This window comes from Granulicella sp. WH15, from assembly GCF_009914315.1.
GTDB lineage: Bacteria > Acidobacteriota > Terriglobia > Terriglobales > Acidobacteriaceae > Edaphobacter.
This window is the reverse complement of sequence record NZ_CP042596.1, coordinates 2,747,281-2,766,770: the sequence shown is the minus strand read 5'-3', so window position 1 is coordinate 2,766,770 and position 19,490 is coordinate 2,747,281. Positions and strand designations below refer to the sequence as shown.

Below are 19,490 nucleotides of genomic sequence, written 5' to 3'. Positions count from 1 at the left end.
CCCATGACCATCGCGCAAGACGTAAAGACGATCGAGCACTGGCCCGCGTACCTGAGCGCCGCGGTTCTGGTGATGATGCGCGTCAGCAGCCTGATGGTCTTCGCCCCGATCTTCAGCTCTGCTGCTGTTGCTTCGCGCATCAAGGTTGGCTTCGTTCTTGCGGTCACGGTGCTGCTCGCGCCCGCTGTGGCCGCGGTGCCGGGGGCTCATGCGGTCCTCGACGTCTCGGCCATCCTCGGTGAACTGGCTGTCGGCCTCTGCTTCGGCCTCGCTCTCACCTTGCTTGTCGAGGCGGTCAACTTCGCCAGCACGCTCCTCGGCCAGTCCTTCAGCTTCTCGCTCGTCAATCTGCTCGACCCCAACACCCGCGTCGAGACAGCGGTCATGGGACAGATGCTCAACTGGTTCACAATCCTCATCCTTCTAGCTGCCGGTCTCGACCGCACGCTGCTGGCCGCTCTGGTCCGCAGCTTCGCCGCGATTCCAGTGGGCCGCGCCGTCTTCCTCGCGTCCTCTGGCGCGGCCCTGGTCTCGATGGCCAGCGGAATCTTTCTTGCCGGTCTGCAACTGGCCGCGCCGGTTATGGCCGCGGCGCTCGCAGTCGAGATGACCATCAGCATGGTCAGCCGTCTGGCTCCTCAGCTTCCCGCCATGATTATCAGCATCCCGCTCAAAACGATGGTCTCCTACGCCGTTCTACTGGCCTCGCTCGCAGTATGGCCGGGCTGGATCGAGCAGCACTTCACCCTGCTTCTCGACAACGCGGCAAAGCTGCTGGTGGCGCACCCATGACCATCTTTCATTCAATTCACGCCCAGAGGTCCACCCATGCCTGAGAAGGGCACAGAGCAGGGAACCGCACAACATCGCAAGAAGTCCAAGGAGAAGGGCGACAGCGTCCGCAGCCGTGAGCTGCTGAGCGCCGCGGCGATGATGGCTGGCGTCCTCGTGCTCGGTGCGGTGGCGCACCACTTCGTCGCTACCTGGGCCATGCTCTACCAGCAAAGTCTTGACCTTGCCTCCGTCGGTGAGGTGGTCGGCGAGCAGCGCTGGGGTAGCGCCATTCGCAGGATGCTTCTGATTACGCTCACTCCCGTGGGTGTGGTAATGGCGGCCAGCTTCGCGAGCGCGCTCACGGTGGGAGTCGCTCAGGGCGGCGGTCTCAGCATCCATCCCAACGCGCTCAGTCTCAAGTTCGAGCGGCTCAACCCCATCACCAACCTGGGCAATCTCTTCAGCCTGCGCTCGGCCACGCGCGTCTTCAAGTCGCTCGTACCTGCCGCTGCAATGGTTCTCTTCGGCTGGGCCGCGCTCAAAAAGCTCATGCTCCCCATGCCGGTAATGAGCGTGATGCGCCTTCCCACCGCGCTTACCACCGCCTACTCGCTCGCCCTCGACGCAGCCTGGATCACTCTCATCTGGAGCGGTGTCGACTACGCCGTCGAGTGGGCGGCCTGGAACAAGCGCATGAAGATGACCAAGCAGCAGGTGAGGGACGAGATGAAGGAGACGATGGGCAATCCCCATACCAAGGCTCGCATCCGTCAGGCCCAGAACAACCTGCGCCGCAAGGTCAAGGCCGACGTCTCGCGGGCCTCGGTCGTCATCACCAACCCCACCCACTACGCGGTCGCGCTGGAGTTCAGCTTCGACACCATGCAGGCTCCCACGGTGCTGGCCAAGGGCCGTGACCTGCACGCCGCCGAGATCCGCGAAGCCGCGCGCTGGGCCGGAATCCCCATCATCGAGAATCCGCCGCTCGCCCGCAGCCTCTTCCGCACGGTCGAGCCGGGACAGTCCATCCCCTTCGAGCTTTACGCCACCGTCGCGGGCATCCTCGCGTTTCTCTATCGCCAGAAGGTGGAAGAGAAGCTGCGCGAAGAGAAGCAGCGCGCCGCCGCCAAGGCTGCTGCCGCCGCTAAGTACCCACCGCCCACAGCGGGCATCAGGCCCGGCATTCAACCCGATTCTCAACCGAGCCAGGGAGGTGGCATGTGACCACAGCCGTCATGGAAAAACCCGTAATCGAACAGGGAATCAACCTCCGCGCCTTGCAGCCCGCGCTGCTTCCCGTGGTGGCCATCAGCATGGTCTTCGTCATGCTGGTCCCCATCCCCGGCTTCATCCTGGACGTACTCCTCGCCGCCTCGATCACGGCCTCGGTAATCGTCTTCCTCACGGCCATTCAAGTTCGCAAGGCGGTGGACTTCTCCGTCTTCCCGACGCTGTTGCTGCTGCTCACGCTCTTCCGGCTCTCGCTCAACATCGCCAGCAGCCGCCGCATCCTGCTGCACGGGCACGAGGGCACCGCCGCCGCCGGAGACGTTATCCAGGCCTTCGGCCAGTTCGTCGTCGGCGGCAACTACGTTGTGGGCTTCGTGCTCTTCCTGGCCCTCATCGCCATCCAGTTTCTGGTCGTTGCCCACGGCGCGGTTCGCACCGCCGAGGTCACAGCCCGCTTCACGCTGGACGCGCTTCCCGGCAAACAGATGGCTATCGACGCCGACATGAACGCCGGTCTCATCGATGAGCAGGGAGCCCGCAAGCGCCGTCAGGCCATCGCCCGCGAGGCCGAGTTCTACGGCTCCATGGACGGCGCGGCCAAGTTCAACCAGCGCGACGCGATGGCCACCATCCTCATCACCGCCATCAACATCGTCGCGGGCATCGTCATCGGCACGGTGCAGCAGGGCGTGGACCTGGCCACCGCGGTCAAGACCTACACCATCCTCACCGTCGGCGACGGCCTCGTCACCCTCATCCCCAGCCTGCTGGTCTCGATCGCCGGAGGCATGATCCTCACCCGCGCCTCCTCCTCGGGCCAACTCGACGACGAGCTGGGCACGCAGCTCCTTGCCCGCCGCAATACCCTCTGGATCGCCTGCGCCGTCCTGCTCGGCCTCGCCCTCATCCCCGGCCTGCCCAAGCTCTCGTTCATCCTGCTCGCCGGGGGAGTCGCCCTCATCGCCCGCAAGCTCCCCGCTCCCCAACCCGAGGAGCCGGAGGTCTTCGAGTCCAAGTCGAAGAAGGCCGAGGCCACCGACCTCACCAAGGCGGGCGAGAACCTGGCCAGCCTGCTCAAGATGGACGAGCTGACGCTCGAGATCGGCTTCCAGCTCATCCCTCTGGTGGACGAGAAGCAGGGCGGCCAGATGCTCAACCGCGTCCGCGCCCTGCGCCGCCATTTGGCCACCGAGCTGGGCTTCATCGTGCCTCCGGTCCACATTACCGACAACCTCCGGCTCAAGCCGCGCGAGTACACGGTCAGCCTGCGCGGCATCGAGATCGCCCGCTGGCAGACCGAGCCGAACTCCCTGCTGGCCGTGAACGCCGACCCCAAGGCCCGCGCGCTGCCCGGCGTCGAGACCAGGGAACCTGCCTTCGGCGTTGCCGCCCGCTGGATCCAGACCGGCCTCGAGGACGCAGCCCTGGCCGCTGGGTACTCAGTCGTAGACCAGACCACGGTCATAGGAACCCACCTCGGAGAGCTGATCCGCCGCCATGCGCACGAGCTGCTGGGCCGCCAGGAGGTCAAGCGCCTTCTCGACTCGCTCTCTGAGAGCCACCCCAAGCTGGTCGAGGAGCTGGTCCCCAAGCTGATGAGCCTTGGCGAAGTCCAGAAGGTGCTGCAGCAGTTGCTCCGGGAGCAGGTCTCCATCCGCGACCTCGGAGCCATCCTCGAGGTGCTGGTCGAGGCCGCACCCCAGTCCAAGAACATCGTTCATCTGGTCGAGTCCGTCCGCCAGAGCCTGGGCCGTGCTCTGGTCACGCCGCTGCTCGACCCCGAAGGCTCACTCCGGGTCCTGATGATCGACCCCGGCCTCGAGTCCGAGCTGGTCGGCACCTTCGATCCCCAAGCTGCCAACCTGCTCGGCGACGGTGCCTCCCGGCACCCCAACCAAGGAGAGTTTCTGCGTCGGCTGGTGGAATCTGTGAAACGCCTAACCGGAGGTGGCACGGCGATGGCCCTCCCCGTGCTCCTATGTCCGAGTCCGGCCCGATATCACGTTCGTCGCTGGCTGGAGCCGTTCGTGCCCAAGATCACGGTCCTCGCCCCGGTGGAGATACCGCCGGAGGTCCGGGTCAGAAGCATCGGGACGGTGGGTTAACACATTTGTTTGCAGATGTTTATAGCGGTAAGTAAGGCAGGGGGCCGAATGGCGAATCCGATCCAGATTCAGAAGACGCACCGCAGCACCAGCGAAGTAATCGTGGTCGAGGGTATCCCAATGAGGCAATTGAGAGGAAAGTTGAGCGAGAAGTTGAGTGATCTGCCGGATGTTCCAGCACTGCACGATCCCTCTCGCCGGGGTGCGGCAGGTTCAGCCTCAGACGAGGCGTTCGATGTCTCTGACGGACCAACTACCGGCACGCTCGACCGTCGGACCGGCTCCTACGGCTCCGGCAATGGTATCGCGCTGCTCTCCCGGCCCTCCGCCGCGCCGGTTCTCACCCCCTCCGAGCGCGACCAGCTCCTGATGGAGCACCTCTCCACCGTCCGCTATCTGGCCCGCCGCATCCACGAGCGGCTGCCGCAGCACGTCGACCTGGACGATCTCGTCTCGGCCGGAGTCGTCGGCCTTATCGACGCCTTATCCAAGTTTGACCACAATAAGAAGGTCCAGTTTAAGAGCTACGCCCAGTTCCGCATCCGCGGGGCCATTCTGGATTCGCTGCGCACTCTGGACTGGAGTCCGCGCGAGCTGCGCCGCAAGGGAAGGGCCGTCGAGGAGGCCATCCGCAACTCTACCCAGCGCCTGGGCCGCGCTCCATCGGAGCAGGAGATCGCCCGAGAGCTGGAGATCTCGCTCTCCGACTACCAGACCCTGCTGGGCGAGTTGAAGGGCCTCGAGATCGGCAGCCTGCACATGGAACGCTCAGAGGACTCGGGCGATGAGGAACTGGCTTACATCCCCGGCTCGCCCAACGAGGATCCGCTCTTCCGCTGCCTCAAGGGCGAGATGAAGCAGCGCCTCGCCGACGCCATCGAGGAGCTGCCCGAGAAGGAGCGCATGGTCCTGACCCTCTACTACTTCGAGGAGCTGACCATGAAGGAGATTGGCCTGACCCTGGGGGTGGTCGAGTCGCGCGTCTCGCAGATTCACTCCGCCGCCGTTGTGCGCCTGCGCTGTGCGCTTGCCGCGCTTCGGCCCAGCGGCATTCCGACCAAACCGGCGAAGACAACGCAGACGGCGAAGGTCATGCGCCTCAGCCGCTAAGAGAACTTTGGTTCAAAGGAGAGAGGAAGCTCATGCCGGACGCGCCAGAAAATATTACCCCGCAGTTGCTCGAAGACATCGAGCTGGAGGCCACACTTCAGTTTGGGTCTCGCGAGCTACAGCTCCGCGAACTGCTCGGGCTCTCTCCCGGAGACATCGTCGAGCTGAACCGGCACGTCTCCGAGCCGGTCGAGCTAGTCGTCGCCGACCGCGTCGTCGCCCGGGGCGAGGTCGTCGTAGATGTCGGCAACTTTGCCCTTCGCATCACCGAGGTAGCCACCCCACAACTTCGCCTGGAGAGTATCCGATGCCTGTTTTAGCCAGACTTCGCAGCCGCGTCTTCCCAGTTGCGGGCGAACCCGCAAAAACCCTCCCGCCATCGCTCTTCAACGACTACCTCGAGACAGCCGTGGGCGATCCCCAGCCGCCCATCCCGCGCGACCTTACCTCTGGCGTCTGCGCCGCGCCGGGCTGCGACAGCGGTTGGGTCAAGCCATGGAAGAACCGGACCCGCCCCATCTTCGAGGGCCGCTGGGGGTGCAGCACGCGCTGTATCCAGCGCCTGGTCGCCGCGGCGGTCCAGCGCGAGACCGGACCCGGCGGCGACGACACCGCCTACACGCCGCATCGCCACCGCATCCCGCTCGGCCTGGTGCTGCTGGCGCAGAACTGGATCACCCACGCCCAGCTCCAGTCCGCGCTCGAGAGCCAGCGTGCCAACGGCCACGGCCGCATCGGAGACTGGCTGGTCCAGATCTGCGGCATCGACCCGCGCCTCGTCACCCGCGCCCTGGGGATGCAGTGGGGCTGCCCGGTCTTCACCACCGAAGGTCTCTCCCCATCCACGATGGCGTTGGTCATGCCTAAGCGGTTCATGGTGGAGTTCGGACTGGTTCCGCTGCGCGTAGCAGCGGGCGATCAGCTCTACCTGGCCTCCGAGGATCATATCGACTCCGCCGCTGCGCTGGCCATCGAGCAGATGACCGCGCTGAAGGTCCAGACGGGGCTGCTCGACGACGCCCGGTTCGCAGAGGCGCGTTCGGCGATACTCGCCGCTGATGCAGTTCCGCTCACGCTCGAGACGGTGACCGACGTGGCCACGCTGGCCGGCCGCATCACACGCCTGCTGGAGCAGAAGCTCCCGCTCTCCACCCGGCTGGTGCGAATCCACCAGTACTACTGGCTGCGCATCTGGCTGGAGTCCGGCGCCTTCAGCAGAACGGGCACGCTGCCCTCGGGCACCGAAGACATCCACGACTTTCTCTTTACCCTGGCCAAACGATAAGTTAATTGGTGGTGCTGCAACGCAAAAAAGGCCCCGAACCGGGGCTTTTCCGTTCAATCAAATCTCTTTACTGCTGGTTCTCGATATTCGCGCGCTCTTTAGCCGCGTCCGCTCCGGCGATCTCGCCCGCTGCCGAAGCCTCGTTATTCGGCCCCAGGCCCAGCTTGATGATCGCCCGCGAGTCGGGCACCAGCTTGGTCTGCCAGCCGTTGTCGGCCTGAAACTTTTCCATCGCCGACACCGTGGACGCGTCCCACGTTCCCGAGGCGGTGCCGGTCATATAGCCCGACTTGATGAGGGCGTTCTGGATCTCGGTGGCGCGCTCCGGCGCAATCGCCCGCTGGGTCGCAGGCTTCGACGCCCGTGCCCGCTTGCTGAACATGCTTGGAGAGGTGGGGCCGCGATGAGCGCGCGGCATCATGGCGAAGCCGGGCAGGCTTGCCGTCCCGACAACTGTCAGGAGCAACGCTGAGACCATCAGGGAAGAGCGGCCGAACAACATAATGCCATGCACCTCTAAACTCTAGTATCGGCTGAATCTCCTAAGGAGACTGCTCGACTTTGAGACATAGTACCGGTCCAGTTACTAGATAGCAAGGAAAAGCCATAAAAAGAAGAAAATTAGAGCAACTAAACGATTTCTGTGGAAAACTCAGGCGGCCGCTTCAGCATCCAAAGCGGCCGCCCAGGTTGGTTCCTTACCGCAGTGTGCCGCCGATGTAGTTGGTTCCACTGGACTTGCCGGTTCCGTGGATCACGAATACCACATCGTCGCCCATCTTCAGTCCGGAGACCGCCGCCTTGTAGCTCGCCTCATCCGTCACCGGATGCCGGTTGATCTCGGTGATGAGCGCTCCTTTGCCCAGACCCACCTCATCGGCGAACGAACCCGGCGTCACGCTGGTCACGGTCACACCGCCCTTGATCCCGATCTTCTGGGCCGCGGCCGGAGGCAGCGCCGTCACGGTGATCCCGAGCTTGGTCTGCCCGGCGTCCGACTCCTGCGGCGAGTTGGCATCCTGGTCATTCCCCGCCACATCGGCATAGGTCTGGGCGCGGTCGCCGATCGTCACCGTCGCCGACATCTGCTTGCCGTCGCGCAGGTAGCCGATCTTGACCGTCGAGCCGATCGCGCGCGCCGAGATATCGCTCACCAGGTCGTCGCCGTCCTTGATCTGGCGTCCATCGACCGAGACCACGACGTCCTGAGGCTGGATTCCGGCCTTGGCCGCGCCGCCGTTCGGAGTTACGGTCGAGACGATTACGCCGCCGTTCTGGAAGCCGTACATCCGGCTCACCGCCGACGACTGCGCCGCCTGGAACGAGATACCGATGGACCCGCGAATCACCTTGTGCGACGGCCCGATCAGATCGTTATAGACCTTGGCCACGATGTTCGAGGGCATCGCAAAGCCCACGCCCTGCGAGCCCGACGACTGCGTGTAGATAGCAGTGTTCATACCCACCACGTTACCCGCCATATCCACCAGCGGTCCGCCCGAGTTGCCCGGGTTGATCGCGGCGTCGGTCTGGATGAACTTCTGGAACTGGTTCGCCCGGCCCGATTCGTCGCGCTCGTCGATCGAGCGATTCTTGGCCGAGACGATGCCCGCGGAGACCGTCTGCGACAGTCCGAACGGGCTACCGATGGCCAGCACCCAATCACCGACCTGTGCGCCATCCGAGTTGCCCAGCTTCACCGTCGGCAGCGGCGCCTTCAGCCCGGCCGTGTCGATCTTGATGACGGCGATATCGGTCTCGGTATCCACGCCGACCACCGTCGCGGGCCGTCCGTTGTCGATGCCGTTATCCGGGTCGGTCGAGAGCTTCACATAGATCTTGTCGGCCTTGTCGACCACGTGGTTGTTGGTGATGATGTAGCCGCGCGGATCGACGATGTAGCCCGAACCCAGCGCCCGCCGCTCGGAGCCGCCGCCGTCCTGGTCGTCATCGCCCTGGCCGCCCTGCCCGCCGAAGAAGCGGTTGAAGAAGTCCTGCATATCACCCGGATTCTGCTGGTCTTCTCCCTGTCCGCCCTGGTTGCCGTGGGGGGTGATCCGGCGGCCCTTGCGCACGGCCTGCTTCGGAATCGACTCGGTGTTGATATTCACCACCGCCGGTCCGACCCGCTTCACGATCTCCGAGAATCCGTTCGAGAGCACCGTCGGGCTGGGGATAACGATGGGACGCGCGTCCGTCGAATCGACCTTCTGCTCCTTGCCGCTGACGCTCGACGTCAGAACCGATCCAGCCAGTACCCCGACGGTCAAGGTGGCGAGCAGAGTGAAGGTGGTTGTCAGGCGGTTGCTGCGGATGCGGGTGAAAAAGCTCTGCTTCAAAGATTCCTGCTTCAAAGATTCCATGTTGAATCCAACCTCATCGTCAGTTTGTGCGCCAAGCCTTGGCGGCGGTCAGCGCGTCAGTTCGTTTCCGGCTGTTAGAGCCGAGTATAGTCCGGTGTTATCGTCGTCCGCACCGCAGGGGAGAAGGACGGCGATCGCCGTGCGCCGTGCAACTGGGGTCGCCGTGCCGACTGTCGGTTGTTTAGACGCGATCTACCGTTAAAGGTAGTAAGTCTTTTCCTCTGAACTGAAGGTTGCCTCACGCCGGAATCTCCGTCGCCTGCCCCAGCAGCTCGATGGTCGCGATCCCCGCCAGAATCAATCCAGCCCCGAGAGCCGACCGCATCCCCATCCGTTCTCCCAGAACCACCATCGAGGTCACCCATGCGAAGACCGGCTCGAGCGTCAGCAGCAGAGCCGTCTGGGTTGGCGGCAGGTGGGCCTGCGCGTAGCTCTGGACGGTAAACGCCGCCGCCGTCCCCAGCAGGCTGGTCACGCCCAGCGCCACGACCAGCCGAGGCGTCCAAACCAGGTGGTGCGCGCCCTCGAGCGGCAACGTCAGCAGCATCGCCACCGTGGCCGCGCCGATCTGTAATGTGGCCAGCACGCCGCTTTCTGTTTGGGGACCATCGGCAAACCCTCTCGAAACATGCGCCAACATCAGCAGATGTCCGGCAAAGGCCAGAGCGCAGCCCAGCGTCAGCAGGTCGCCTAAGCCTATGCTGGAGAAGATGTTCGCAGCCACGGTTCCCGGCGGAGTCGTCAGCAGCACCAGCCCCACGAACGCCAGCACCACCCCTGCCGCAGTGAACGCTCCGGGCCGCGCCGTACCCGCAGGCCGCAGCGTCGGCACCGTCGTCAGGATGGGTACAAAGATCACCACCAGCCCGGTCAGCAGAGCCGACTTTGCCGCCGTCGTCCGCGCCAGCCCCAACGTCTGCAGTTGGTATCCTGCCGCCAGAAACGAACCTACCGCCGCGCCCTTCAGCACCTGTCCCACGGAGACGCGCCGCAGCGCCCGCCGGTGCATGGCCACCAGCGCGGCAGTCGCCAGCCCCATCCGGATTACGTTGAAGACCAGCGGCGAAGCATCCCGCAACGCGTCCTTCACCACCACGAAGGTGGCTCCCCAGACCGCCACCACGCCCAGTAGCAGAACCTGCGCCAGACGCTCTGAGCTCAACCTACGCATCATGTTTTCCTGGCGGCGTTACCGCGTACTGAACACCGTCTTGCCTTGAACCACAGTCCTCAGCACCTTCGTCGCCAGAATCTCCTCGGGCTTTACCTTGGTCACGTCGCGGTCCAGCACGACCATATCTGCCAGATACCCCGGCTCCAGCCGCCCCTTGCGCTCATCCCGAAACTCCGCGAACGCCGACCCCTGCGTGTAGGCAAAGATCGCCTCCTCGATCGAGATCTTCTGCTCCGGATGAAACGTCATTGTGCCCGCCTCGTTCTTGCGGGTCACCGCCGCATATAGCCCTCGAAAGGGGCTGATCGGCTCCACCGGATAGTCGGTCCCGAAGGCCAGCGTCACATGATGATCGAGCATCGACCGCCACGCATAGGCATACTTCGAGCGCTCCGGCCCCAGCCTTGCCCCGGCCCAGCTCATATCTGTCAACAGGTGCGAGGGCTGCATCGACGCGATCACGCCCAGGCTATGAAACCGCTCGAAGTCCTCGGGCAGCAGCACCTGCGCGTGCTCGATGCGAAACCGCAGGTCGGAGGGCCGTATGCTGGCCATCCGCTCCGTCACAATCTCCGCATCCGGATCGCGTGGCAGCGCCTTCCCATTGGCCGGAGTTGCCACCTGCTCGGCCGCGTCGAAGGCGTTCAGAGCCATCGAGTTGGCCTCGTCGCCGATGGCGTGGAAGCCCAGTTGAAACCCCGCCGCCGCCCGCTCGGTAGCCATCGTGTTCAGCTTCGTCTGCATGTAGCGCGGCAGTCCGTAGTTGTTCGGATCGTCGGCATAGGTGTCGGCCAGCGCCGCCGTCCGCGACCCCAGCGAGCCGTCCATGTATGCCTTCAGCATCCCCAGGTGGAGCAGGGGATCGTCCGCCGGATGGCTCACCCGGCGCGACGCCAGCACCTCCAGCGGTGTATCGAAGGGCATCCACTCCGAGACTCGCAGCTTCAGCCTGTCTGTGTGCTCCATAGACTCGAGCATCAGCCAGTCATCCCAGTCGGAGTTGTCCTGAACGCTGGTGACGCCGTGCACCAGCGCGTCCACAATCGCTACCTCCAGCGCCTTCTGCCGGACCTCGGTCGTCGGCGGTGGAATCCTGCGCATCACCAGTCCCACAGCTGGGGTCTCACGTACGATACCCGTCGGCGTCCCGCTGGCGTCCTTGTCGATCTTGCCGCCGCCCGGATCAATCGTCGCCGACGAGATACCCGCCGCCAGCAGCGCCGCCGAGTTCGCCACGGCAATATGCCCATCCGTCCGCGTGAAGACCGCCGGATGCCCGCCCGTTACTGCGTCCAGATCCTGCCGCGTGGGCAGCGTCTTGGTCGGCCACAGCGTGTGGTCCCAGCCGCCGCCGACCACCCATCCACCGGGCGGCACCGTCGTCGCGTAAGCCTTGATGCGGTCGAGCATCTCGCCCAGCGAGCGCACGCCGTCCAGGTTCACCGTCAGCCGCTGCAACCCGGCCTGCGCCATGTGGGTGTGGGCGTCGTTGAACCCCGGCATCACGAACGCCCCGTTCAGATCGACGACCTCGGTCCGCGGCCCCTTCAGCCGCAACACCTCGGCGTCCGTGCCCACGGCCACGATGGTGCTGTTGGTCACGGCCACTGCCGTCACTCGCTTCGGTGTCGCCGAGGCATCCGGCTCGCGCAGATGCGAGCCAGTCAGCACGTCGCCGTGCACAAAAATAGTCTGGGGCGAGGTGTCCTGCGCCACCGCCACACCCGCACAGAAAGCCAGAGCAAAAAGAAGTCTCTTCACAACCCAGAGTTTACGCTGCGCTCACTCTACCTAGAAGCAACGGCAACAACGCCCTCGCGCCGGGCGGGCGGCACTTCGTGCTGTCTTGGACGCTTCGCGTGAGAAGCTTTAATCCCCGGCCAGATCCAGCACCGTCAGCAGCACCCTCCGCAGAGCCATCTCCCGCCCTGCCGGGTCGTACCACTCGCCCAGCGTATGAATCCCGCCGCCGGTCCCGCCTGCCGCCATCGCCACCGCCGGGACTCCCAGCGACAGGGGCAGATTCGCATCGGTAGACCCAATCCGCAGCTCCGTCCGGAAGCCCAAATGTCGGTCCACGGCCCGGATCGTCCGCAGCATCGCCGAGTCCATCGCCAGCTCACCGGCAGGCCGGTTGCCGATCATCTCGATCTTCAGCCGCGAACCCGTCGCCCGCGCCACCACGTTCTCGAAGGTCCGATGGATTTCTCTCTCGACAGCCAGCATCTGAGCCGGATCGGTTGAGCGCAGGTCCAGTAGCACGCTGGCCTCGGAGGGGATCGAGTTGATCGACGTTCCTCCAAAGATCTGCCCCGGACTGAGCACCGTCCGCGGCTCGTCGGGAAAGATCAGGTCGCCCAACTCCGCCAGTCCCCGGCTTAGCAGCGTGATGGGGTTCGGCGTGCCCGCGTCGGTCCAGGAGTGGCCGCCGGGGCCGCAGATCGTCACCCGATAGCGGCGGCTGCCCAGCGCCCGCGTCACCACGGCGGAGGTGCCCGCTCCTTCGAGGGCAATCGCCGCGCCGATCCTTCCGCGATGCACCCCGCGCTCGAAGAGAAACCGCATCCCGCGCAGGTCGCCCTCGCCCTCTTCGCCGACGTTCGCCGCGAAGAGAACCGGCGCAGCCGTAACGATTCCCGCATGACGCATCGCCGCCGCGATGGCCAGCAGAGCGGTCAGCCCGGCCGCGTTGTCGCAGGCCCCCGGCCCCAGAATCGGTCCGCCGATCTCCTCCTCACGAGGCACGGTGTCGGTTCCGGCAGGGAAGACCGTGTCCAGGTGCGCCGAAAGCAGCACGCTCTTCCTCGCCGAAGAATCCCCCAGGCTTCCGAGCGCGTTGCCCTCCGCATCGACGCCGACGTCGGCCAGCCCCAGTTCGCGGAACTTATCGGCGAACCACGCGGCCCGCTCGCCTTCGCCGAAGGGCGGAGCCGGGATCGCCAGCATCTCCATCTGCCACGCCCGCAGTTGCGGCTGGTGCAGGTGCAGCCACTGGAAGGCGCGATGCACCGCAAGCTGCGTCGCCAGCCGGGTGATGCGGAAGTGAGCCTGTGCGCTCAAGCTGCGTACTCCACGCTGACCAGAAACAGCCCCTTGGCCGGAGCTGTGGCCCCCGCCGCCGACCGCTGCCGCGCCTCCAGAATCTGCCGCACATATTCCGGAGCGATCCTGCCCCGGCCTACATCCACAAACGTCCCCACCAGGTTCCTAACCATGTGGTGCAGAAACCCCGACCCCGTCACCCGGTAGACCATCAGCCCGTCCTCCTCGGCCCATTCTGAGCTGAAGATCGTCCGCACGTTGTCGGGGGCTTCTTCGGTATCCGCGTCGCGCGTCGCCCGGTCCGGGTCCGAGGCCGCGAACGAGGTAAAGTCGTGGCTCCCAAGGACGCACCGCGCCGCCTCCTGCATGGCCCCCAGCACCAGCGGCCAGCGGCACTCCCACACCCACGGGGCCAGCATCGGCGAGCAGATGCGGTCCTGTCCGACCGCCAGCCGGGGAAAGATCCGGTACTCGTACGTCTTGCGGACCGAGCTGTGCCGGGCGTGGAAGCCGTCGTCCATCGCCTCGACCGAGAGCACCCGAATGCTCGCGGGCAGCGCCCGGTTCAGCGCCCGCAGCAGGTTCGCCGCGGGGATCGCCGTCGCCAGCGAGAAGCTGACCACCTGCCCCAGCGCGTGCACGCCGGTGTCGGTGCGGCCCGAGCCCTGCGGCAGCACGGACTCGCCGGTTACATGCTCCAGCGCTTCGGCCAGCGTGCCTTGCACGGTCGCCAGCCCCGGCTGCACCTGCCAGCCGTGATACGGCCCGCCGTCATAGGTCAGGATGGATTTCCACGTCGTCATCGTTCTGGTTCGTCTCTTCAGGGTCTCACGGAAGTCAACGTCTCCATGCCGGGTAGGACAATTCGGGACTCTATCTCCGCCGGATTGGTTGATATAGTAATCAGAACGACCTCAGCACTTTACATCCCAACCGCAGGGGCTTACTGCGTCCTGCGCGAGCCAGATTGATCTCTGAGAGTCTTACGGGATACTCCGCACGTCTATCAAGAACCGAGAGAGCAGACGCGCAAGAACCGGGACAGCGGACGCGGGTTCGCGAACAGGCGTTCGAGGGTGTGTCCTGCGAACTCGTAACCGTCCTCGCACCGTGCGCGGGCCGCTGTAACGCGAAGCAGTAAAGACTGGGAACAAAGCTGGTCGCAGGCATGGACCGGCAGCTGGAGAGAGCGACGTGAGATTGAACGATTTAAAGGCAGCGGCAACCGTTGCCATGCTGCTGATGAGCAACCTTGGCCAGGGACTGACGCCGCAAGTGCTGGCGCAACAGGCTGTAAGCCAGACTGGAGGCCAGACCGACGCCCAGCGCGCCGCCGCAGGTCCCCAGGCCGCCGGCCAGCAGGTTAGTCCCATCGCGCCGGCCGAGCCGCAGGCCATCGCCAACGATACTACCGGCCAGCCCGGCCTTCCTCAGGCCCCCGCGCCCAAACTCACCGAGCCGCTCTTCCTGCGCGACACCCTGAAGGACTACTCCAAGCTGAAGCGGTACACCCTCCGCAACCCGCTGCTGCCCTATACCCCCACCTACGTCCCCTCGCCCACGCTCAACAACTCGCCGCGCCTCGGCGACCTGCTCCGCGACGGCAAGATCTACCTCTCGCTCGCCGACGCCGTCACGCTCGCGCTCGAGAACAACTACGACATCGCCATTGCGCGTATCAACCTGGACATCGCCGACACGGACCTGCTCCGCGCCCAGGCTGGCTCCACGCTGCGCGGCGTCTCGACCGGACTGGTCACCGGCACGCTCGGCGGCACCACGACGACCATCACCTCGGGCGGCGGTCCCGGCGGCACCTCGACCTCGACCGGAGGCTCCGGCACCGGCAGCTCGGGTCTCGTTCTCAGCACCAACGGCGGCGGCCCCACGCCGTACAATCTGGACCCCACGCTTACCGCCAACCTCCAGTACGAGGCGCAGGTCGCGCAGCAGTCCAGCTCCTTCCTCACCGGTTCCAGCCAGATCAACACCAACACCGGCACCTTCGACTTTGGTTACACCCAGGGTTTTCTGACCGGCACGCAGCTCGGCGTCACCTTCAACAACACGCGTCAGACCACGACCAGCGCCCGCTCCGGCTATAGCCCGGAGCTTACGAGCGGATTCCGCATCACCGGTACCCAGCACCTGCTGCAGGGCTTCGGACCCGGCATCAACGGCCGCTTCATCCTGCAGGCCAAAAATGACCGCCGCATTACCGACTCGGCCTTCCGCCAGCAACTGCTCTATACCATCAACCAGGTGGAGAATATCTACTGGGCGCTGGTCAGCGGCTACGAGGACGAGCAGGCCAAGGAGCGTGCGCTGGCGCAGAGCACCCAGCTCGCCGCCGATAACCGCAAGCAGCTTGAGCTGGGCACGCTGGCTCCGCTCGACGTCGTCAACTCCGATAGCTCGGTCGCGACCGATAAGCAGGCCCTTATCGCCTCGCGCTCCAACCTCGAGTACCAGGATCTGCTGATGAAGCAGGCCATCGCCCGCAACCTGAACGACCCGCAGCTTGCCAAGGCTCCCGTCATTCCGACCGACCGCGTCGGTCTCGACCGGCTGCCCGAAGAGGATACGGATGTCGAGGACCTCGTCCGCCAGGCCTATGTGAATAACCCGCAGATCGAGCAGGCCATCCTGACGATGAAGAACAACCAGATCACCATTCGTGGTGAGAGGAACGGTCTGCTGCCGGTCGTCGATGCCTACGCCTTCTACGGGGCCAACACCATCGGCGGAGCCCAGAACCCGTTGCAGAACTGCGGCACCACGCTTTCGACGGCGACCTTCGTGCCTTGCACCCCGACTAACGGCGGCGTCAACCCCACAGGCTACGGCACCACTTTCGGCAACCTCTTCAACAGCACCGCGCCGGATAAGGGCGTCGGCGTCAACGTCAGCATCCCCATCCGCAACCGCGCGGCCCAGGCCGATCAGGCGCGCTCGCAGATGGAGTACCGCCAGACCCAGATGCGGATTCAGCAGCTCTACACGCAGATTCGGATTCAGGTCATCAACGGTCAGTACGCCCTGACCAACGACCGCGCGCAGGTGACGGCGGCTCAGGCTGCTCGCGACTACGCGGCGCAGGCTCTCGACGCCGAGCAGAAGAAGTACCGGCTGGGTGCTTCGACGACGGCGCTGGTCTTGCAGCAGGCGAGGAACCTGGCCACGGCGGAGAACAACCTGATCTCGGCCACGGCTGCTTATGCCAAGGACCGCGCGGCGCTCGAGCAACTGGTCTCCTCGACGCTCGACCGTTACGGCATCTCGCTGGGCGATGCGGCCTCCGGCACGGTGACGCAGAAGCCGCTGATCCCGGGGCTTACGGCTCCCAAGGCTCCGGAGCCGCCGAAGCCGTTGACGGCGACTCCACAGCCTCCTCCGCAGCAGCAGTAAGACACTTCACTCGTCACCCGTGGTCCTCCCGTTGGCTGGAATCAAATCTTCGATTCCGACCAGCGGGAGGACCATTGTTGTTAATTCGCCCGGACAAGGTATAGGCAAGGTATAAAAGTCACGGAGTGGATCATGCGCATAGCCATCGTCTCCGACATCCACGGCAACCTCACCGCTCTTGAGGCGGTCATCGCCGACCTCCGCCAGACCGCACCCGACCTCATCCTGCACGGTGGCGACCTGGTCCAGAACGGCGCGATTCCTGCCGAGGTCATCGACCGCATCCGCGATCTGGGCTGGCCCGGCATCCTCGGCAATACGGACGAGATGCTCTTCCGTCCCGAGGCGCTGACGGAGTTCGCCAGCCACTCGCCGCAACTGGAGCACCTGTTTGCGATGATCGCCGAGATTGCGGAGTTTACGCGGCAGGCGCTGGGGGAGGAGCGTCTGGAGTGGCTTCGTAGCCTGCCGCTCACGCAGATCGTGGCTCCCGTAGCTCTCGTCCATGCCAGCCCCGGAGACCTGTGGCGCGCGCCCATGCCGGATGCTTCCGACGCCGACCTCGAGCGCGTTTACCGGCCGCTCGGCCAGCCCGTCGCCGTCTATGCCCACATCCATCGCCCGTACATCCGGCGGCTTCCGGGCCTCACGGTGGCCAATACCGGCAGCGTCAGCCTCTCGCACGACGGCGATCCCCGCGCCTCCTATCTCCTGATTGATGAAGGTGTTCCGTCGATCCGCCGCGTCGCCTACGACCTTGACCGGGAGGCGGCGCTGCTCGATGCCAGCGGCATCCCGCACGCAGGCTGGCTGATCGAGAACCTGAAAAGCGGCAGCTTCCAGATGCCCCGACCCTGACCCGCGAGACGCCGAGACGGTAGACTCGATCTATGAGTTCTGAAGGACACAACCCTCTCGCGCACTCCCGTTCCGCCTACCTCCGCACCGCCATGCACCAGCCCGTCCAGTGGAATGAGTGGGGCCACGCGGCCTTCGCGAAGGCCGCCGCAGAAGACAAGCCCATCCTGCTCGATATCGGGGCCGTCTGGTGCCACTGGTGCCACGTCATGGATCGCGAGTCCTACGAGAACCCCGAAGTCGCCGAGATCATCAACGAGTACTTCATCCCCATCAAGGTCGACCGCGACGAGCGCCCCGACGTGGACACGCGCTACCAGGCTGCCGTCTCGGCCATCTCCGGCCAGGGCGGCTGGCCGCTCACGGCCTTCCTGACGCCCGACGGCAAGCCCTACTTCGGCGGCACCTACTTTCCGCCAGACGACCGCCACGGACGCCCCGGAATGCGCCGCGTCCTGATGACGATGGCCGAGGCCTTCCGCGATAAGCGCGACGAAGTGGACGACTCCGCCGCTAGCGTCATCGCAGCGATTGAGCACAACGAGTCCTTCGACGGCCACAGCCCCAACCCCGGAGCCGAGCTGGTTTCGAAGCTCATCGCTTCGGCGCTGCAACAGTTCGACAGCCGCTTTGGCGGCTTCGGCTCGCAGCCCAAGTTCCCCCACTCGGAGCCATAGACCTGCTCCTCGACGCAGCCACTCGTGCGGGAGCGGAGGAGGGAATCGCGAAGGCCGCCGCCTTCACGCTGGAGAAGATGAGCAAGGGGGGCATCTACGACCATCTCGCAGGCGGCTTCCACCGCTACTCGGTCGACGAGCGCTGGGTGGTTCCGCACTTCGAGAAGATGTCCTACGACAACTCCGAGCTGTTGAAGAACTACGTCCACGGCCTCCAGACCTTCGGGGAGCCGGAGTGCGCCCGCATCGCCCGCGAGATGATCGTCTGGATCGACGAGTGGCTCTCGGACCGCGTCAACGGCGGCTTTTACGCTTCGCAGGACGCCGACTTCTCGCTCGACGACGACGGCGACTACTTTACCTGGACGCTCACCGAGGCTCGCGCCGCGCTCACCCCGAAGGAGCTGGCCGTTGCCGCGCCGTACTTCGACATCGGCGAGATCGGCGACATGCACCACAACCACGAGAAGAACGTCCTCCACATCGACATCTCGCTGGAGACCGTCGCTAAGCAGGCGGGCGTCTCGCCGGAGGAGGCCCGGTCGCTGCTTGCCACGGCCAAGGCCAAGCTCTACGCCGTGCGCAAGACGCGCCCCACGCCCTATGTCGATAAGACGATCTACGTCGCGTGGAACGCCATGATGATCTCGGCCTATCTTGAAGCGGGCCGTGTGCTGGCGATGCCCGAGGTGACTGCCTTCGCGCTCAAGTCGCTCGACCGGGTGCTGGCCGCAGCGTGGGATGGGGCTTCGATGGCCCACGTCGTCGCTTACGGAGAGGGTGTCAACACGGGCGAGCGCATCGCTGGGGTGCTTGAGGACTATGTCTTCACTGGCCACGCCGCGCTGGATGCCTGGGAGTCCACCGGCGATATCCGTTACTTCAACACCGCTCTCGCCATTGCTGAGATTGCTATCGGCAAGTTCTACGACTCCGCTCAGGGAGCCTTCTTCGACACAGAGACTCCTGCTGAGGGCGAGGTTCGCCTGGGCGCGCTCACCACGCGCCGCAAGCCGTTGCAGGACTCGCCGACACCCGCCGCAAACCCCGTTGCCGCCGCGCTGCTGCTGCGTCTCGAGGCGCTGACGGGCAGGGAAGAGTTCGCCGCCAAGGCCCAGTCCACTCTGGAGTGCTTTGCCGGTGTGGTCGAGCACCTCGGCCTCTACGCCGCGAGCTATGGGCTGGCGCTGCAGCGGCTGATCCTGCCGCCGGTGCAGGTCTGCATCGTCGGTTCGGACGCTCTGGCCACAGAGCTGGAGCGTGCGGCGCTGGTGCGTTATGCGGTCAACAAGTCGGTGATCCGGCTGTCTTCTTTGGAACAGCTTCCGCCCTCGCTGGCCGAGACGCTGTCGCATCTTCCGAAGGTCGAGGAGAGCTTTGCGGTGCTATGCAGCGGCTTCTCCTGCCAGCCGCCGATCACTTCTCCCGATGTGTTGGTGGAGGCATTGGGTAAGGTGCTTTAGA

General features: G+C 65.1%; 16 protein-coding genes. 10 read left to right on the top strand and 6 right to left on the bottom strand.

Annotation, left to right across the window (positions count from 1 at the left end; genetic code table 11):
* Positions 1–3: 3 nt before the first annotated feature.
* Genes FTO74_RS11500 through FTO74_RS11475 form a run of 6 tightly spaced genes read left to right on the top strand, consistent with a single transcriptional unit; the run spans position 4 to position 6,504 of the window.
* Entirely contained in the window at positions 4–792 is a 789-nt protein-coding gene (locus FTO74_RS11500) for a flagellar biosynthetic protein FliR (protein ID WP_162538276.1), read from the top strand.
* A gap of 36 nt (positions 793–828) precedes the next feature.
* Positions 829–1,998, top strand: coding sequence for an EscU/YscU/HrcU family type III secretion system export apparatus switch protein (locus FTO74_RS11495; RefSeq protein ID WP_162538275.1), 1,170 nt, complete (start codon positions 829–831; stop codon positions 1,996–1,998).
* An 11-nt stretch (positions 1,999–2,009) separates the two neighbouring features.
* A complete protein-coding gene (gene flhA, locus FTO74_RS11490) occupies positions 2,010–4,109 on the top strand; it encodes a flagellar biosynthesis protein FlhA (protein ID WP_162539840.1) in 2,100 nt (699 codons plus the stop codon).
* A gap of 48 nt (positions 4,110–4,157) precedes the next feature.
* Positions 4,158–5,219: a FliA/WhiG family RNA polymerase sigma factor gene (locus FTO74_RS11485; RefSeq protein WP_255462214.1), complete on the top strand. Its 1,062-nt coding sequence runs from the start codon at positions 4,158–4,160 to the stop codon at positions 5,217–5,219.
* Positions 5,220–5,251: 32 nt separating this feature from the next.
* Positions 5,252–5,539, top strand: a complete 288-nt coding sequence (locus FTO74_RS11480) for a FliM/FliN family flagellar motor switch protein (protein WP_162538274.1) — start codon at positions 5,252–5,254, stop codon at positions 5,537–5,539.
* On the top strand, positions 5,527–6,504 hold the full coding sequence (locus FTO74_RS11475) for a hypothetical protein (protein ID WP_162538273.1): 978 nt from the start codon (positions 5,527–5,529) through the stop codon (positions 6,502–6,504). Before FTO74_RS11480 ends, FTO74_RS11475 begins: the two co-directional genes overlap by 13 nt.
* Positions 6,505–6,571: 67 nt before the next feature.
* On the opposite strand, the gene FTO74_RS11470 is transcribed toward FTO74_RS11475, so the two are convergent.
* The 6 genes from FTO74_RS11470 to truA all read right to left on the bottom strand — a co-directional run bounded on the left by FTO74_RS11470 (position 6,572) and on the right by truA (position 13,886).
* On the bottom strand, positions 6,572–7,006 hold the full coding sequence (locus FTO74_RS11470) for a peptidoglycan-binding domain-containing protein (protein ID WP_255462213.1): 435 nt from the start codon (positions 7,004–7,006) through the stop codon (positions 6,572–6,574).
* 196 nt (positions 7,007–7,202) lie between these two features.
* Positions 7,203–8,867 carry a trypsin-like peptidase domain-containing protein gene (locus FTO74_RS11465; RefSeq protein WP_162538272.1) on the bottom strand — a complete coding sequence of 555 codons (1,665 nt, stop codon included), beginning with the start codon at positions 8,865–8,867 and terminating at the stop codon, positions 7,203–7,205.
* Between the two features lie 238 nt (positions 8,868–9,105).
* The gene (locus FTO74_RS11460; protein ID WP_255462212.1) at positions 9,106–10,041 is read right to left on the bottom strand and encodes a DMT family transporter; all 936 of its coding nucleotides are present in this window, start codon (positions 10,039–10,041) and stop codon (positions 9,106–9,108) included.
* 15 nt (positions 10,042–10,056) lie between these two features.
* Positions 10,057–11,802 (bottom strand): amidohydrolase, encoded by a 1,746-nt coding sequence (locus FTO74_RS11455; RefSeq protein ID WP_255462211.1) that lies wholly within the window; start codon positions 11,800–11,802, stop codon positions 10,057–10,059.
* A 108-nt stretch (positions 11,803–11,910) separates the two neighbouring features.
* On the bottom strand, positions 11,911–13,101 hold the full coding sequence (locus FTO74_RS11450) for a M20/M25/M40 family metallo-hydrolase (RefSeq protein ID WP_162538271.1): 1,191 nt from the start codon (positions 13,099–13,101) through the stop codon (positions 11,911–11,913).
* Complete coding sequence (truA, locus tag FTO74_RS11445) at positions 13,098–13,886, bottom strand: tRNA pseudouridine(38-40) synthase TruA (RefSeq protein WP_162538270.1); 789 nt, start codon at positions 13,884–13,886, stop codon at positions 13,098–13,100. Before truA ends, FTO74_RS11450 begins: the two co-directional genes overlap by 4 nt.
* Before the next feature lie 391 nt (positions 13,887–14,277).
* Between truA and FTO74_RS11440 the strand changes: the two genes are divergently transcribed.
* The 4 genes from FTO74_RS11440 to FTO74_RS11430 all read left to right on the top strand — a co-directional run bounded on the left by FTO74_RS11440 (position 14,278) and on the right by FTO74_RS11430 (position 19,489).
* Positions 14,278–16,491, top strand: coding sequence for a TolC family protein (locus FTO74_RS11440; protein WP_255462210.1), 2,214 nt, complete (start codon positions 14,278–14,280; stop codon positions 16,489–16,491).
* A gap of 132 nt (positions 16,492–16,623) precedes the next feature.
* Entirely contained in the window at positions 16,624–17,349 is a 726-nt protein-coding gene (locus FTO74_RS11435) for a metallophosphoesterase family protein (protein ID WP_162538269.1), read from the top strand.
* A gap of 32 nt (positions 17,350–17,381) precedes the next feature.
* Positions 17,382–18,026, top strand: a complete 645-nt coding sequence (locus tag FTO74_RS19975) for a DUF255 domain-containing protein (RefSeq protein ID WP_345932949.1) — start codon at positions 17,382–17,384, stop codon at positions 18,024–18,026.
* Positions 18,027–18,103: 77 nt separating this feature from the next.
* The gene (locus FTO74_RS11430) at positions 18,104–19,489 is read left to right on the top strand and encodes a hypothetical protein (RefSeq protein WP_345932947.1); all 1,386 of its coding nucleotides are present in this window, start codon (positions 18,104–18,106) and stop codon (positions 19,487–19,489) included.
* Position 19,490: the final 1 nt, after the last annotated feature.